Below are 15,882 nucleotides of genomic sequence, written 5' to 3'. Positions count from 1 at the left end.
ATATGACTCCTTATAATGCTGCCACGCACACCTGATCGCCGCTCTGTACTTTGAGCGCATCGGCGGTGCTTTGCGTTAAAATAATTTCGGCGTCATCGCCACCATCAAGATCTACCTCAATCACCAGGGCTCGGTAGTCTTCGATGCTTTGATTGGCCACCATAACCGCGCTGTCGCCCTGACTTTCACCGATCACTACGGTGCGCAGGCCGCTATTGATAATGGTACGAATATTGTCGACCTTGGCTTCCACCGTGGGACCGGCATCGAAAATATCGACATAGCCGTTAAAGGTGAACCCTTCGCTTTTCAGTAATTCAATGGCCGGACGCGTATTGGTATGCACTTGACCTACAACCTGCTGCGCTTCTTTACTCAACAAGTTGACGTAGATTGGGTATTTCGGCATCAGCTCGGCGATAAACACCTTCTGGCCGATACCGGTTAGGTAATCTGCGGTCGGGAAATCCATGCAGAAGAAATGCTCTTCAAGCCACTGCCAGAACGGGCTGCTGCCCTGCTCGTCCGATACCCCACGCATTTCGGCGATCACCGTGTCGGCAAAACGCTCACGATGTTGGTTAATGAACAAGAAACGTGACTTCGACAGTAGCTTGCCATTAAATTTTTGCCGATATTTTTCCTTCAGGAACAGCGTACACAGTTCGGTGGCGCCGGTGTAATCGTTACACAGGGTAAGGATATCAACCGCCTTATACACCCCTAGGGTGCGTGACGAGTGGATCACCTTGGAGAGATGGTAGTGATAAAAGGCATCATCCAAGCCCACCGCAGCTTCAATGCCACAGGTGCCGGCAATTTCGCCGGTTTCGCTATCTTCTAGAACAAACAAGTAGCCCTCATCACCGGCTTTTGCGGTCGGCTTAGCGAAGGATTCAATAGAACGGGTGATCTTATTCTGCAACAACTCTTCATTCAGTGGCAGCGAAGTAAAACCATGCCCCGACTCCTCGGCAATAACGAGCAGCTCTTGATAATCTTGTTGTCGGATTGGGCGAAGAACCATCATAGATCCGCTTACTCCCTAAAGGTTAAAACCATAACAAGCCAGGCACCGCCCACGCGGCACCGGGCTTCTAATTGACCGGCGTAATCATTACGCCGCAGTGAAGTGCTTAAACTAAGCTGGCAACCGCTTTTTCAAAGCGCGCCATACCTTCGCGAATGTCTTCTTCGCTGATCACCAATGACGGGGTAAAACGCACCACGTCGGCACCGGCAACCAGTGACATCAAACCTTGCTCCATGCTGGCAACAAGGAATTCACGGGCACGACCCTTGAACTTATCGTTCACTACCGCACCGATAAGCAGGCCTTGGCCACGTACTTCACTGAAAACATCGTACTTAGCATTGATGTCATTTAGAAGTTGCTTAAATAATGCTTCTTTTTCTTTTACGCCATCAAGAACAGCACGGTCGTTAATGGTGTCGAAAGCGGCTTCAGCTACTGCACACGCCAGCGGGTTACCGCCATAGGTTGAGCCATGGGTACCCGGCTTAAGGTGTTTAGCAATCTCTTTGGTCGTTAGCATGGCACCGATTGGGAAACCACCGCCCAAGGCTTTCGCCGAGCTCATGATGTCTGGAGTGATACCCAGACCCTGATAAGCATAAAGCTCACCGGTACGGCCAACGCCCGTTTGTACTTCATCGAAAATAAGGAGTGCATTGTGCTTATCACACAGCTCTCGAACGCCCTTCACAAAGTCGGCTTCAGGAGCGATGATACCGCCCTCGCCCTGCAGGGGCTCCATCATAACCGCACAGGTATTGTCGTCGATCAGCGACTTGAATGTTTCTAAGTCGTTGTAATCACAGTGCACGATGTCGCCCGGCTTAGGACCAAAACCGTCCGAATAAGCAGCCTGACCACCCACGGTTACGGTAAAGAAGGTACGACCGTGGAAGCCCTTGTTAAAGGCGATAATTTTTGATTTCTGTGCGCCGAAGTTTTCAAGCGCCCAGCGGCGGGCTAGTTTTAATGCAGCTTCGTTAGCCTCGGCACCCGAGTTAGCAAAATAAACTTGCTCGGCAAAGGTGGCGTCGGTCATTTTTTTGGCTAAACGCAGCGCCGGCTCATTGGTCCAGATATTCGACAGGTGCCAGATCTTCTCGCCCTGCTCTTTTAATGCAGCAACCAGGGCCGGATGGCAATGGCCTAAACAGTTAACCGCAATACCACCGGCAAAGTCGATAAACTCACGACCTTCCTGGTCCCATACTCGGGCACCTTCGCCGCGTACCGGGATCACTTCCGATGGGTTGTAGTTAGGGACCATTACTTCATCAAATAAAGCGCGATTAACTGTCATCTTATTTCCTCATTGAGTCTGGCGTTAAGGGAGAGGCCGAGCGCGAGTCTGGGGACCTTAGAGCCGATGCGACACCCTTAACAAGGCTATGAAATCCGCCTTAGTGGCGACGGACAAAGCACTACATGAATACCCTCATTATTTCAGAAAAAGCCCATAAAGTCTCATGCAAAGCTTTCATGCAGACCGCGTAAACACAGGCATTGAGGGTAGATTTTCACCTTGAGTGAATAACTATTTTGGCGTGATTAAGGGAGAAGCCATATAGCGCGAGTAGCGGCCGTCAAAGGGCATGCTGAACGGTATTTGAATGAATATACGTAAAAAATTTACAAAATATTTTCAGCAACGACTTATTTTGCATCAATTTGCTGGGTCAAACCGCTAAAATTGATAGTTGCTAAGTGGGTGAGTTGCGAATGTTTGAGGCCCAGATAGCTGAACCATAACTGCCGCTCGTCGGCTGCAAGTAATTGATGTTGCTGTAACCAATGCGCCTGACAATAGCCGTCGGCCTGCACTAGAATTTTGGCCACACCACTAAGTTGATGCGGTTCGACCAGGGCCAGGTCATCGAACACGGCGTTCAGGTTGAGGTGCTCTAAGCCCATTTTTTCGATTAAGCGCCGAGTGACCTCCAGGGCCCGCTCGCTAAAAAGGTTACGCAAATAAAGGGGGTCCGGCTCTATGGCGAGCAGCGCATCATGCAGGGCTTTTTTGCCTTCACCGTGGGCCAGACTCACCTGATGTTGCCAAATCTGCTGAAATATACGCAGATAAAGCCGCGTCAGCGCCACCTTACCAAGCTCCATTAAGAGTGCCCCCACATAGGCGGCATAGCTGTTTTGCTGCTCCAGTTCGGCCAGTTCAAACGCGCAGGTAGCGCGGCTCAAGGCCGCATCGCCGAGCTTACGCTTCAGCAGGGGAAAGGGTTCACTGCTATGAGGAAGCCAATGGCGCAGGGCAAATTTGGGCAGGGTCCACTTCAGTTTTTCCAGGCCCAGATAACGCAAGGCCAATGCCGGAGTATCAATTTTTACCGCGCGCTCATTGGCGTCCTGACGCAGGTGTGATTGATTCACCAAGGTGACTAATTCCCGAGCCAACCAGCTCAGGTGCTTCACCAAGGGTTCTAAACGGTTAATGCTGGCACCCTTACTGGCAAGCAGATCAATCAGTGCCACCGCCGCATCTTCTATGCCTAACACCTGGGTGTAAAGGTGATCGAGCTCATCGAGTTGTGCCTCAATTTCTTCTTCAATTAAGGCATGTAAGTTAGTGTTCACCTTCGCTCGTAACACTTCTAACTTTGAGCTGGTCTTTTGCCTTTGCGCCAAGGCGACCTGCTCCACCGCCAGCAAGGTACGCTGTAACAGGGGCTCCCCAGGTTGACCATTCATGGCTGTACTCAAGCCCAGTTGCTGCTGGGCGAACCCATGCCCCAGCAATAGATCATTGCCGCGTCGCTCTAGGGCGCTAATCTGCTGACTGACTTGCTGTGCGTGAGTTTCCATGAGCGGGTCGTTAATGAGCGTCGATAAAGTGTTTTAACATGTCCAAGCCGTGCGCCGTTAAAATGGCTTCCGGGTGAAATTGAATCCCTTCTAAGGCCTTATCGCTATGCAATAGCCCCATGATTTCGTCCAGCTCTCCCTGCTCGTTCTCGGTCCAGGCGGTAATTTGCAATTCACTGGGCAAGGTCTCGGGCGCCACCACCAAGGAGTGATAACGGCATACCTCAATGCGTTCATCTAAGCCGCTAAAAACGCCCTGTTGCGTGGTACGTATCATTGAGGTTTTACCATGCATCACCTGTTTAGCGCGCACCACCTCAGCGCCCAGGGCCTGGGCTATAGTCTGATGGCCCAGACACACACCCAGGATGGGAATAGCGCCTTGAAAGCGGCGCACTACGTCAAGACAGATACCGGCTTCATTCGGACTGCACGGCCCGGGAGAAAGCACGATATGCTCGGGCTTGAGCGCTTGAATATCGGCCAGGGTGAGCTCGTCATTGCGTTTAACCAAAACTTCCTGGTCAATACGCTGGAAATACTGCACCAAGTTAAAGGTAAATGAGTCGTAATTGTCGATCATTAATAACATGGAATCTTCCACTAAAAAGCCAAGCATTATCGCGCTTGGCTTTGATTTACTCTCTCACAGCCCTAACGCTTAGGGACGTGGAATAAAGCCAAGGGCATCGTATACCGCCTTCAAGGTAGGCTCGGCTTTGGCTCTGGCTTTCTCGGCGCCACTGCGCATGATCTGATCTAAGAGCGTCTGATCAGCACGGATCTCTTTAAAGCGCTGTTGAATCGGCTCGATCATGGCCACCACCGCATCGGCGGTGTCCTTTTTCAGGTGACCATACATCTTGTCTTCGTACTCGGGTACTAGGTCATCGATAGAACGCTTGGTTGCTACCGATAGTAAGGTCAACAAGTTTGATACGCCCGGCTTTTCTTGACGGTCAAAGTAAATGCGTGCCTGCTCGTCAGAGTCGGTCACCGCTTTTTTCAGCTTTTTCTCGATCTTCTTCGGCTCGTCCAGAAGCATGATGTAACCGTTTGGATTTTCATCCGACTTGGACATCTTCTTCAACGGGTCCTGCAAGCTCATTACCCGGGCACCAAACTCAGGAATATACGGCTCTGGCAGCTTAAACACTTCACCGTAGAGGTTGTTAAAGCGCGTGGCGATATCTCGGGTCAGCTCCAGGTGTTGCTTTTGGTCTTCACCCACAGGCACCTGATCTGCTTGATACAGGAGGATATCGGCCGCCTGTAACACAGGATAGGCAAACAGGCCGACATTCACGTTATTGGCGTGCTTGGCCGACTTATCCTTAAACTGGGTCATGCGGTTAAGTTCGCCCATTTGCGCGTAACAGTTCAATACCCAGGCCAGTTGCGCGTGCTCCGGCACCTGAGATTGCACGAATAACGCTGCTTTTTCCGGGTCAATGCCGCAGGCTGCATAAAGGGCCACACCGTCTAGCACGCGCGAGCGCAACACTTCCGGCTCCTGGCGAATGGTGATGGCATGCAGGTCAACCAGCATAAAGTAACTTTCATGATGCTCTTGCAAGCTAAGCCACTGGTTAATGGCGCCAACATAATTGCCGATTGTCATACCACCTGTTGGCTGAATGCCGCTTAACACTACTGGTTTACTCATGATGTTCCTTTATTGCTTATCGATTAATGGCGGTGATTATATCTAAGAATTGGTCACAGAGGTACTGTGGATTGTACTGGCGCAGATCCTCACCTTGGTGATAACCACGGGTCAGTGCCAGAGCATCCATCGCCGCCGCTTGTGCTGCTAACAAGTCCGATTTCGAATCCCCTATCATTAGACACTGCGAAGGGTCTGCGCCTAGCTGTTGGCATGCCTTAAGCAGGGGCTGGGGCGATGGCTTTTTCTCACCATCATCGCCACAGACAACCACCTGAAAATGACTCGCAATACCTAGCTGTTGGAGTAACGCCTCGGTAAAACATCGGGCCTTATTAGTGACCAGGGCCTTGGGCGTTGTGGCAAAGGCCGCCAACACGGTTTCAACATGAGGATAAAGCTGCGAGTACTGCCCCAACACGGCAAGGTAGTGATTGCAGAACAGCTTGTTAGCACGGCTAATTTCCTGCTCCGTTAGCAGCGGATTTGGCTCCATATCGCCGCTGAGCGCGCGCACTACCAACTTATCTATGCCATTACCTACAAACTGGCTGACCATGGCATGGGTGATCACCGGACGGGCGAGGTCGGTGAGCATTAAGTTCACCGCCATATACATGTCTGGCACGCTGTCAACCAAGGTGCCATCAAGATCAAATATCAGCGCTTGGTATTTCACTGGGCTACCTTGGCTAATTCGGCACGCATTTGCTCGATCACAACCTGATAGTCGGGCTGGTTAAAAATAGCCGAGCCGGCTACAAACATATCCGCACCGGCGGCTGCCACTTCGGCAATGTTATCCACCTTTACGCCACCGTCGACCTCGAGGCGAATATCGCGACCACTGGCGTCTATGATGGCACGAACCTGCTTAAGCTTTTCCAACGTATGAGGAATAAAGCTCTGACCGCCAAATCCAGGGTTTACCGACATCAACAAGATAACATCAAGCTTATCAATCACATGCTCAATAATATGCAGGGGCGTTGCCGGGTTGAATACCAGACCTGCCTGACAACCATGCTCTTTGATCAGAGCCAGGGTACGATCCACATGCTCACTGGCCTCGGGATGGAAGGTAATAATGCTGGCACCGGCCTTGGCAAATTCGGGGATCAGGCTATCAACCGGTTTCACCATCAAATGCACATCAATTGGCGCGGTGATACCATAATCTCTCAGCGCCTTACATACCATGGGACCAAACGTCAAATTAGGTACATAGTGATTGTCCATCACATCAAAATGCACCACATCGGCACCGGATGAGATAACTCGCTCTACGTCTTCACCAAGACGGGCAAAATCGGCGGAAAGGATCGAGGGCGCGATCAGGTAGTCTTTCATAATACTGCTCCTTTGAACGGGGCCTATACTTTAACGAAAAATAGGCATTTTTGTTAGCGTATGTTTATCTTTGCGTAGGATTACTTCGATCTCTGTGAGTTATTAAGAAACAAAACGTTAACGGCATCCTGTTAACATAAAATAAACATTACACCCTTGTTTTTAAAGTAAAAAGTTTAATTATTTCTAAAAGTTCAGTTGTTTTTTTGTACAACTTTGAGTAAGCTCTAGGGACTACTTATGGATCGGAGAAGGATATGTTGTTAGGGCTGAAAAAACATACGTTGTTAGCAGGTGTTACTACTGCTGCTGTCATTGTTGGCACCTATGGCATCCAATCTGGCTCCTCACTTAACTCTGACACTTACAGCCAATGTATTTGTGATACAAATGGTTACGGCGAACGCACGCAAGATTGCGCTAACCCCGAAGGGGAGCAATCCTGGTATTCTTGGTTCGCAGGCGATAGTCGCAGTGCCCAGTTTCATTACTTAGACTTGTTGGAATTACTTAGTCGTAATGACAACAAGGAAAACGCACGGCAATTCTCCAGCCGCTCTTACTAAGCAGACAGGCTTATGTGGTCACAAATTCAAACTGTGGTCGCGGCTTTCTTTGGTGTACAAAGCAACGCCAAGCGTCAACAAGACTTTAGCAATCATAACCCCAAGGTCATCATCGCCCTTGCCATAGTGCTGTTTATTCTCTTTGTCTTAGCCGTGTTTGGCTTGGTTCAACTGGTATTGGCGGCCGGATAAATACATCGCCATCAGCTCGTTCACCTTATTACGGCCATTGCCTTTGGGACTAATGGTGCGTTTTACCCGCAACACATCAATATCCGCCTGCTCATAGATCTTTCGTGTCCACAGTGTATCGTGGTTGGAGATCAGCACCGAAGTTTGCTGGGTACCGGCGGCGTACTCCGCTAGGTTGGCCAGGTTAGCCTGATCGTCCAAGTTAAAACCGCCCTTGGCATAACTGGTAAAGGAGGCTGTTTTACTGAGCGGCACATAGGGAGGATCGCAATACACCACGGCATCTTGCGGTAATGAGGCAAAAACCTCGCGGTAGCTTAAGCAGGTAAAAGTGGCTTGCTGCGCCTTTTCGGCAAAAAAGTACATTTCCGCTTCGGGGAAATAGGGCTTCTTATATTTTCCAAAGGGCACATTAAAAATGCCTTTGAGGTTATAACGGCACAAACCGTTGTAACCATGGCGATTCATATAGAGGAATAAAATGGCGCGCTCATAAGCGTCACGGCTTTCGTTAAAACGTGCCCGTAAGCCGTAGTACACATCGGCGTCATTATTGAGATCGGTAAACAGCTTGCGCGCATCGCTAACAAACTCATCCGGAGCATGGGCCAATTCTTTATAGAGGTTGATAAGATCGGCATTAATATCATTAAGCACATAATGCTTAAAGTTGGTATTAAGAAATACCGAGCCGGCGCCCACAAAGGGCTCAACGAGCGTAGATGCAGAGCCACCGGTGAGCTCTTGAGCTTGATCTAAACGCTTGGCGATATCTTCGACCAAACTGTATTTGCCGCCCGCCCATTTCAGGAAAGCACGGGTTTTCTTTTGCATCTATTCTACTAGCTCATCTATCGAGGTTAATTATTATCTTACTCCCAGTGATAGCATATGCGTTTCCTCATGTGTTATCACATACGCCTGGGTCAACGCCAAATTCTACCGCAATTCTGGGGCTTGTGGCGAGTTTATCTCCGCTTTTATCTTTGCTATTTGTTTGCCGTAAGGCTGTGCGCCATCAATTTTTGCGCGTATCGCCCTTAACTGCTGATCAAGCTGTTCTTTGGGTACAGCCTGTGCCCAGGTAACAATATACCAGCCTTTATCGGCGCGATAATAATGGTGCACCTCATCTATAAGCTGGTGCTGGCGAATATAGGCCTCGATTTGTTGCGGTTGCGACATAATGGTCAACTGCCACACCCAAAGCTGTTCGTCCTGAGCTAGATACCATTGATGATCGAATGGCAGCTCTGTCTCTGTCGCCTGAGGCTCTGCATCCAGGTCTTCGCTCTTCGGCGTGTTAAGTGCCTCTGGGCCCTCTAAGGCCAGGAGTACGGCGGCCGCATTCGTGGACTCGGTACTGTGTTTATCGCTGGGTGGCTCATCAACTTCTACCGGCGCTTCCGATTCGGGCTCTGCCGGGTCGGCTGACACTGTGTGGGGCAATGGCGTGGAAGCAAGGACCGCAGTGGAAACCCTGCTGTCGGCCAGTACCTCAGCGGGCTGCTCCCCCTCGTTTGCGGCACTGGGCCAATAACGATAGCCAAGCCCAAGGGCCAGTATCAGCACCACACCTATCGCCGGAGCCAGCCACCACCATAGGGAGGTTTTCGGCGTCTGCGTTGGCATTTGCTGCTCATTTTGCCATTGCAATAATAACGCTGGGTTGCCACCACATTGACGCAAAAACTCTGCAAAAACAGGGTCTTCTGGACGGGGTAACTGCCCATAAAAGTAACCTAACAGGCGCTCGCTCTCATGCCCGGATAAAGGCTCCAAGTGGATATCTATGGCCTCGCTGAGCAACCCAGCTTGCGATGACGCACAGAGAATATAGAGGGTTCCCGGTGCCGAGCGCGCCAGATAGTGCAACTCGGCGATAAACTCTTCCGACAGCTGTTTGGCGTTATCAAACACCCATAAAAGCGGCCGCTCGCCCTGCTCCTCGAGCAGACGCAAAAAGTTCTCGCGCAGTGGCAACGCCAAATCGATCAACGGCGACGCAAAGCTATGCTCTAGCACTTGGGTTTGCAGCTGGTCATCGCTGCTGTGTGCGGTAACTTGAATATACGCCTTATAGAAGGACTCATAGTGGTCGGTAACGAAATGTTCCAGCAGGTAGCTTTTTCCTAAGCCACTGCCGCCCACCAGGTGAATAAGGTTTTGTCCATAGCTGAACTGTAAGGCGATGCGCTTCGCCAGCGCCGCCCGTGATGGCAGAATTGGCGATTGCATTAGTGGGCGAGCAAGGTCTCTAGCTCGGCGTCGCTGACATCGTCGACCAGCTCACAACGTCCGAACTGACTTGGAAGAATAAAGCGGATACGACCAGCTTTGTTTTTCTTGTCCTTGCGCATATGAGTAATAAACTGCGCAGAGGTCATATCATCGGGTATTTGCACTGGCAAATCATAAGCTTGCAGCAGAGCAATAATACGCTTAAGTTCGCCTTCAGTGAGCTTGCCACGGCTGTGCGCCAGCTTCGCCGCCAACACCATGCCGACCGCGACCGCTTCACCATGAAGCCAGGCGCCATAACCCATTTGTGCCTCAATGGCATGCCCAAAGGTGTGGCCTAAATTAAGCAAGGCCCTTAGCCCGGCTTCCTTTTCGTCTGCCGCCACTATCTCCGCCTTAATGGCACAACAACGTTGAATCACCCGAGGTAAGAGCTGTGCATCCAGCGCTTTGATTTCTTCGACATTGCGCTCAAGCAACTCGAACAACTCGAGATCGTGGATCAAGCCGTATTTAATGACCTCGGCCATACCGGCGGCGAATTCTTTGGCAGGTAAACTTGCCAGCGCAGCGGTATCGATAAACACCGCCTGCGGCTGATAGAAGGCGCCGATCATATTCTTGCCCAGCGGGTGATTAACAGCGGTTTTTCCGCCCACGGATGAATCAACCTGGGATAACAAGGTTGTGGGGATTTGCACAAAAGGCACGCCACGTTGATAACAAGCGGCCACAAAACCGGTAAGATCGCCAATCACCCCGCCGCCCAGGGCGACTAAAGTGGTGTCGCGACCACAATTATGCTCAAGTAAAAAGGCATTAATACGCTCAAACCACTCCAATGTTTTGTATTGCTCACCGTCGGGCATTACGAACACAAGAGGATCATTATCTGCCAGGCTGGCAATCAGGGTGTCGAGGTATAAAGGGGCAATGGTTTCATTGGTAACGATAACTGCGCGACGTTCGCCCACATATTGCTGAAGGCGCGCACCGTCGCACATTAACTCGTTACCAATAAAGATGGGATAACTGCGCTCACCGAGTTCAACATTGAGTTCCAGCATGCGCAATTCTCCTTGGATATTTAGAAGTTAAGCTTCTCGATGATTTGGTTAGCCACGACTTTCGCGCTCTGCTCATCGGTACGCACAACAAAGTCGGCGATTTCTTGATACAGCGGATTACGCTCTTCGGCTAGACGCTCCAACACGTGTTGCGGCGCTTCTTCTGTTTGCAGTAGCGGGCGTCGTTTATCACGCTGGGTACGAGCGACTTGTTTTTCAATTGGGGTCTCAAGGTATACCACGATACCGCGTGCAGACAGTTTGTTGCGTACTTCTTTACTGACTACTGAGCCACCACCTGTTGCTAATACGATACCCTGAAGCTCGGTTAGATCTGTGATCACCGCTTCTTCGCGACGACGGAAACCGTCTTCGCCTTCGATATCAAACACCCACGCGATGTCGGCACCGGTACGGCGCTCAATTTCGTTATCCGAGTCATAAAACTCAAGGTGTAGTTGGTCTGCAATGTGGCGACCAATTGTGCTCTTTCCGGCCCCCATAGGACCCACTAGAAATATATTACGTTTCTCAGCCATATCTTTTAGTACAAACGAACTCTAAAATTTGAAATAAAACCCCGCCTCGCGACTGGCCCCAAAATTCAAGGGGGAGATTATCTCAGTAATTTATGCCTGTTTTCAAGCATAATACTGCAAATAATCACAGTGGGCGGTCGGTCAGTTAAATAGCAATCCATAGTCTTAGGCGGTGTGCCGGGCTGACCATGGATCGTTATTTTTGCCGCTGATGATCAGGCTACTTAATCACTTTTAAGTGATTCGCTTTTTTGCCTTTGCCGTCTTCCTGACTGTTATCACGGCTTGCGTGTGGGTTTGGATTGTCAATTGCCTCGAGCCCGGCCTGCGGTTGCTGCGGCTCAGACTCGGCAGTTGATTGTACTGCCTCATCAGAACGATCCTGCTCCTCGTATAACTCTTCTTGAGTAAATACGGTGCCTTCGCCATTTTCACGGGCATAGATGGCCAACACTGCTCCCATGGGCACATAGACCTGCATGGGCTGACCACCAAAGCGAGCGTTGAAGGTCAAGGCTCGGTTATCCATGGAAAATTGCGTTACGGCGCTCGGGCTAATGTTCAACACAATTTGCCCATCTTGAACAAATTGGGTCGGCACTTGCACCTGAGCGAACTCGGCATCAACAACCAGGTGCGGTGTGCACTGGTTGTCGACTATCCAATCGTAAAAGGCACGTAGCAGATAAGGTCTGTTAGGTGTCATTAGAGACGAATCTCACGTTCTGCTTCAGTCAATGATGCTTGGAACGATTCACGCTCGAACAAGCGAATCATGTACTCTTTCAGCTCTTTACTGCCGGCACCACCGAGCTCAATACCCAGCTCAGGTAAACGCCATAATAGTGGCGCCAGGTAGCAGTCTACTAGACTGAACTCTTCGCTCATAAAGTATGGTGCTTCATTGAAAATAGGTGCTACCGCTAATAATGCTTCGGTCAACTCTTTGCGCGCTTGCTCGGCATCGCTACCACCGGCCATGATCTTCGCGGCTAGCGAATACCAGTCGGTTTCAATGCGGTGCATCATTAAGCGGCTGCGACCACGCATAACAGGGTATACAGGCATTAATGGAGGGTGCGGGAAGCGCTCATCCAAATATTCCATGATGATGTTAGCCTGGTATAGACCTAGCTCACGATCGATCAAAGTAGGAACTGTACCGTATGGGTTAATTTCGTGTAATGCTTCTGGCAGGTTATCTTTCTCCGCCAAATGGATATCCACGCTCACCCCTTTTTCAGCCAAAACAATACGAACTTGATGGCTGTACATACAATTCGCGCCGGAAAACAGCGTCATTACAGGGCGTTTATTGGCAGCAACGGCCATGCCTACCTCCATTAAAAAATCACAAAGTACAACATACTTTTTGCGTCATCTTTGTGCCTAGCCTGGCTAAATTCACAGCAATGACTTTAAACGGCAATAGGGGCATGCGCCCCTATTGAGTTAACTGGTTGATTATTCTAATTAATGAACATCACGCCAGTATTCTTTCTTCAGTAAGAAAGCAAAGATAAAGAGGATGATTAGGAAACCAATTACCTTGATACCTAATGACTCTGAATCTAATCGCGAAGGCTCACCCACGTAGGCCATGAAATTAGCAAGGTCACGAGCAGCTTGGTCGTACTCGTCAACGCTCATTTCACCGCTACCATCGGTTTCGGTCGCAACCACTTTCGTTACTGTTTTACCATGTTCTTCTACTTCTTCAACAACCGGCGTTGGTAGGCCCTGAAGCTCTTGCAGAACGTGTGGCATACCTACTGAAGGGAACACGATGTTGTTTACGCCAAATGGACGTGACTCATCTTTATAGAACGACTTTAAGTACGTGTAGATGTAGTCAGGTGATTTAACACGTGAAATCAGTGTTAAATCCGGTGGCGCAGCACCAAACCATTTGGCTGCGTCATCTTTATCCATCGCGTTCTTGATATGGCTACCTACTTTCGAACCATCGAAAATAAGCGATTCCTGGCCGATATCGGTAGGAATACCGATATCGCGGAAAGTACGCTCATAACGCTGGTACTGCATCTGGTGACAACCAAGGCAGTAGTTCATAAATAGCTTAGCACCGCGTTGTAATGATGCTTGGTCCGTTAGGTCGATGTTTGCTTCTTGCAAAGGCATCGCAGGACCCGCTGCCATTGATAGTGTTGGCAGCAATGCGAATAAACCGATAACTAGTTTTTTCATCACTTCGTCAACCTCTCTGGCAATGGCTTAGTCTTCTCGTTCTTAGAGTAGAAGAACAGTAGCACGAAGAACATAAAGTAAGTAACTGTACAAATCTGCGACAAAATCGTTTTGAAGTCAGTTTGTGGTGTCGCACCTACCCAACCAAGGATAACGAAGGTTACAACGAACTGAGCGATGTTCAGCTTGTGGAAACCACAACGGTAACGAATAGAGCGAACCTTACCACGGTCAATCCAAGGTAGAAGCGCTAGCACTACAATTGACGCACCCATGGCGATTACACCCATCAGCTTGTCTGGAATCGCACGCAGAATCGCATAGAAAGGCGTGAAGTACCAAACCGGGAAGATGTGCTCAGGCGTCTTCAGTGGGTTAGCCGCTTCGAAGTTAGGCGCTTCAAGGAAGAAACCACCCATCGCCGGCGCGAAGAACACCACGTAACAAAACAGGATTAAGAAGCCAACCACACCAACGATATCTTTCACCGTGTAATAAGGGTGGAAAGGAATCGCATCAACAATGTCTTTCTTGTTGGTGTAATATTCGTGGAACTTGAATTTAGGCTTGTCTTCTTCGGCAACCGTACCTTTCTTACGCTTGATTTCAACACCGTCTGGGTTGTTTGAACCCACTTCGTGCAGCGCAACAATGTGTAAGAACACTAGGATAACAAGTACAAGTGGTAGCGCGATTACGTGTAGGGCGAAGAAGCGGTTAAGCGTCGCACCCGAGATTACGTAGTCACCACGGATCCACAGTGTTAGGTCATCACCGATCACCGGAATCGCACCAAATAGTGAGATAATTACCTGTGCACCCCAGAATGACATCTGACCCCAAGGAAGTAGATAACCCATGAAGGCTTCGGCCATTAGTGCAAGGAAGATAAACATACCGAATAGCCACAGTAACTCACGCGGCTTCTGGTATGAACCGTAGATCATGCCACGGAACATGTGCAAATAAACCACTACGAAGAACGCCGAGGCGCCAGTAGAGTGGAGATAACGCAGCAACCAACCGTATTCTACGTCACGCATGATGTATTCAACGGAAGCAAACGCACCTTCGGCTGAAGGAACGAAGTTCATGGTTAGCCAGATACCAGTAACGATCTGGTTTACTAGTACTAGCATGGCTAGCGAGCCAAAGAAGTACCAGAAGTTAAAGTTTTTCGGTGCGGGATATTGTGCGATGTGCATATTCCAGACGCGCGTCATGGGAATACGTTCATCAATCCAGTTGATAATATTGCCAAACATTATGCTGCCCCTTCGCCTTTCTCACCACCAACTAGAATAGTAGTGTCATCAATGAAGTAATAAGGAGGGATCTCTAGGTTTAGCGGAGCTGGAACCGACTGGAATACACGACCGGCCATATCAAATTTAGAACCATGACATGGACAGAAGAAACCATCGTCTGTGCCTTCCACTTTCTCACCAAAGCCACCTTGTAGGAAGCTAGGAGAACAACCCAGGTGAGTACAAATACCCACTGCCACAAAGATAGTTTCTTTGATGGAACGGAATTCGTTCTTAGCAAACTCAGGCTGTTGCGGTTCTACAGACTGAGGATCACGAAGTTTGTCTTCGTGTGCTTTTAGTTGTTCTAGCATTTCCGGCGTACGCGAGATAACCCAAACAGGTTTTCCTCGCCATTCAACACGGATTAGTTGTCCTGGCTCTAGCTTAGAAATATCCACTTCTACGGGGGCACCCGCAGATTTAGCTCTTTCACTAGGGTTCCAAGACGCAATAAAAGGAACAGCAGCTCCAACCGCACCCACACCACCTACAACAGAGGTAGCAATGGTCAAAAAGCGGCGTCGGCTGTTGTCTACAGGCGCATTGCTCATCCACTTATCTCCACTATGATTCTCAACACTTGCTATATTGAGAACATCAGTTACAGCAGGTTAATTTTTGAAGTTACAAAATAGAAGCGATCATAAATAAAAGCCTTGATTAAAACAAGGTTATTCACTGTTTCACAGTCGAATAAGCACCCACTCAGCGACTGAGTCAGGGTTAAAAAGCGTATTCGATTATCAAGCAGTGCCGTTTATGTTATCGCAAACACTCGCCACCGACGCTGATAAAGATCAAGGTCCAGCCAGCAAAGTAGTTTAAAATCACTTCATTAGTTTATTTGCCCGGCAATTGTAGCAAAATTTTCTCAAGATTATCGGCTAGATTTG

At 49.4% G+C, this 15,882-nt stretch carries 18 protein-coding genes; 2 read left to right on the top strand and 16 right to left on the bottom strand.

From position 1 onward, the window contains the following. Positions 1-10: 10 nt before the first annotated feature. The 7 genes from astA to rpe all read right to left on the bottom strand — a co-directional run bounded on the left by astA (position 11) and on the right by rpe (position 6,866). Positions 11-1,030, bottom strand: a complete 1,020-nt coding sequence (astA, locus tag KD147_RS06060) for an arginine N-succinyltransferase (protein ID WP_105253668.1) — start codon at positions 1,028-1,030, stop codon at positions 11-13. A 106-nt stretch (positions 1,031-1,136) separates the two neighbouring features. Continuing rightward, a complete protein-coding gene (locus KD147_RS06055; protein ID WP_212547227.1) occupies positions 1,137-2,336 on the bottom strand; it encodes an aspartate aminotransferase family protein in 1,200 nt (399 codons plus the stop codon). Positions 2,337-2,689: 353 nt separating this feature from the next. Next, positions 2,690-3,850 carry an HDOD domain-containing protein gene (locus KD147_RS06050; protein ID WP_105253666.1) on the bottom strand — a complete coding sequence of 387 codons (1,161 nt, stop codon included), beginning with the start codon at positions 3,848-3,850 and terminating at the stop codon, positions 2,690-2,692. A gap of 10 nt (positions 3,851-3,860) precedes the next feature. Beyond that, on the bottom strand, positions 3,861-4,442 hold the full coding sequence (locus KD147_RS06045; protein WP_105253855.1) for an anthranilate synthase component II: 582 nt from the start codon (positions 4,440-4,442) through the stop codon (positions 3,861-3,863). 69 nt (positions 4,443-4,511) lie between these two features. After that, the gene (gene trpS / locus KD147_RS06040; protein WP_212547226.1) at positions 4,512-5,516 is read right to left on the bottom strand and encodes a tryptophan--tRNA ligase; all 1,005 of its coding nucleotides are present in this window, start codon (positions 5,514-5,516) and stop codon (positions 4,512-4,514) included. 16 nt (positions 5,517-5,532) lie between these two features. Beyond that, complete coding sequence (gene gph, locus KD147_RS06035) at positions 5,533-6,195, bottom strand: phosphoglycolate phosphatase (protein ID WP_212547225.1); 663 nt, start codon at positions 6,193-6,195, stop codon at positions 5,533-5,535. Continuing rightward, positions 6,192-6,866: a ribulose-phosphate 3-epimerase gene (rpe, locus tag KD147_RS06030; RefSeq protein WP_105253663.1), complete on the bottom strand. Its 675-nt coding sequence runs from the start codon at positions 6,864-6,866 to the stop codon at positions 6,192-6,194. Before rpe ends, gph begins: the two co-directional genes overlap by 4 nt. 257 nt (positions 6,867-7,123) lie before the next feature. Between rpe and KD147_RS06025 the strand changes: the two genes are divergently transcribed. After that, positions 7,124-7,432, top strand: a complete 309-nt coding sequence (locus KD147_RS06025) for a hypothetical protein (protein WP_105253662.1) — start codon at positions 7,124-7,126, stop codon at positions 7,430-7,432. A gap of 12 nt (positions 7,433-7,444) precedes the next feature. Further along, positions 7,445-7,624, top strand: coding sequence for a DUF2970 domain-containing protein (locus KD147_RS06020; protein ID WP_105253661.1), 180 nt, complete (start codon positions 7,445-7,447; stop codon positions 7,622-7,624). On the opposite strand, the gene KD147_RS06015 is transcribed toward KD147_RS06020, so the two are convergent. From KD147_RS06015 to petA, 9 genes are all read right to left on the bottom strand, one after another. Beyond that, positions 7,580-8,458 (bottom strand): Dam family site-specific DNA-(adenine-N6)-methyltransferase, encoded by an 879-nt coding sequence (locus KD147_RS06015; protein WP_105253660.1) that lies wholly within the window; start codon positions 8,456-8,458, stop codon positions 7,580-7,582. The genes KD147_RS06020 and KD147_RS06015 overlap by 45 nt on opposite strands. Before the next feature lie 105 nt (positions 8,459-8,563). After that, complete coding sequence (locus tag KD147_RS06010; RefSeq protein ID WP_212547224.1) at positions 8,564-9,862, bottom strand: SPOR domain-containing protein; 1,299 nt, start codon at positions 9,860-9,862, stop codon at positions 8,564-8,566. Next, positions 9,862-10,932 (bottom strand): 3-dehydroquinate synthase, encoded by a 1,071-nt coding sequence (aroB, locus tag KD147_RS06005; protein ID WP_212547223.1) that lies wholly within the window; start codon positions 10,930-10,932, stop codon positions 9,862-9,864. Before aroB ends, KD147_RS06010 begins: the two co-directional genes overlap by 1 nt. Positions 10,933-10,952: 20 nt before the next feature. Beyond that, positions 10,953-11,471: a shikimate kinase AroK gene (gene aroK, locus KD147_RS06000; protein ID WP_105187988.1), complete on the bottom strand. Its 519-nt coding sequence runs from the start codon at positions 11,469-11,471 to the stop codon at positions 10,953-10,955. Positions 11,472-11,691: 220 nt separating this feature from the next. After that, on the bottom strand, positions 11,692-12,177 hold the full coding sequence (locus KD147_RS05995) for a ClpXP protease specificity-enhancing factor (protein WP_105253657.1): 486 nt from the start codon (positions 12,175-12,177) through the stop codon (positions 11,692-11,694). Further along, on the bottom strand, positions 12,177-12,803 hold the full coding sequence (sspA, locus tag KD147_RS05990) for a stringent starvation protein SspA (protein WP_105253656.1): 627 nt from the start codon (positions 12,801-12,803) through the stop codon (positions 12,177-12,179). The genes KD147_RS05995 and sspA overlap by 1 nt, the downstream gene beginning before the upstream one ends. A 141-nt stretch (positions 12,804-12,944) precedes the next feature. Beyond that, positions 12,945-13,682 (bottom strand): cytochrome c1, encoded by a 738-nt coding sequence (locus KD147_RS05985; protein WP_105253655.1) that lies wholly within the window; start codon positions 13,680-13,682, stop codon positions 12,945-12,947. After that, positions 13,679-14,944, bottom strand: coding sequence for a cytochrome b (locus KD147_RS05980; protein ID WP_105187992.1), 1,266 nt, complete (start codon positions 14,942-14,944; stop codon positions 13,679-13,681). The genes KD147_RS05985 and KD147_RS05980 overlap by 4 nt, the downstream gene beginning before the upstream one ends. After that, complete coding sequence (gene petA, locus KD147_RS05975) at positions 14,944-15,540, bottom strand: ubiquinol-cytochrome c reductase iron-sulfur subunit (RefSeq protein WP_105253654.1); 597 nt, start codon at positions 15,538-15,540, stop codon at positions 14,944-14,946. The genes KD147_RS05980 and petA overlap by 1 nt, the downstream gene beginning before the upstream one ends. Between the last annotated feature and the right edge of the window lie 342 nt (positions 15,541-15,882).

Source organism: Pseudoalteromonas sp. BDTF-M6, from assembly GCF_018334135.1.
Taxonomy (GTDB): domain Bacteria; phylum Pseudomonadota; class Gammaproteobacteria; order Enterobacterales; family Alteromonadaceae; genus Pseudoalteromonas.
The sequence above is the reverse complement of the archived record's forward strand: the minus strand, read 5'-3'. Positions and strand labels throughout refer to the sequence as shown.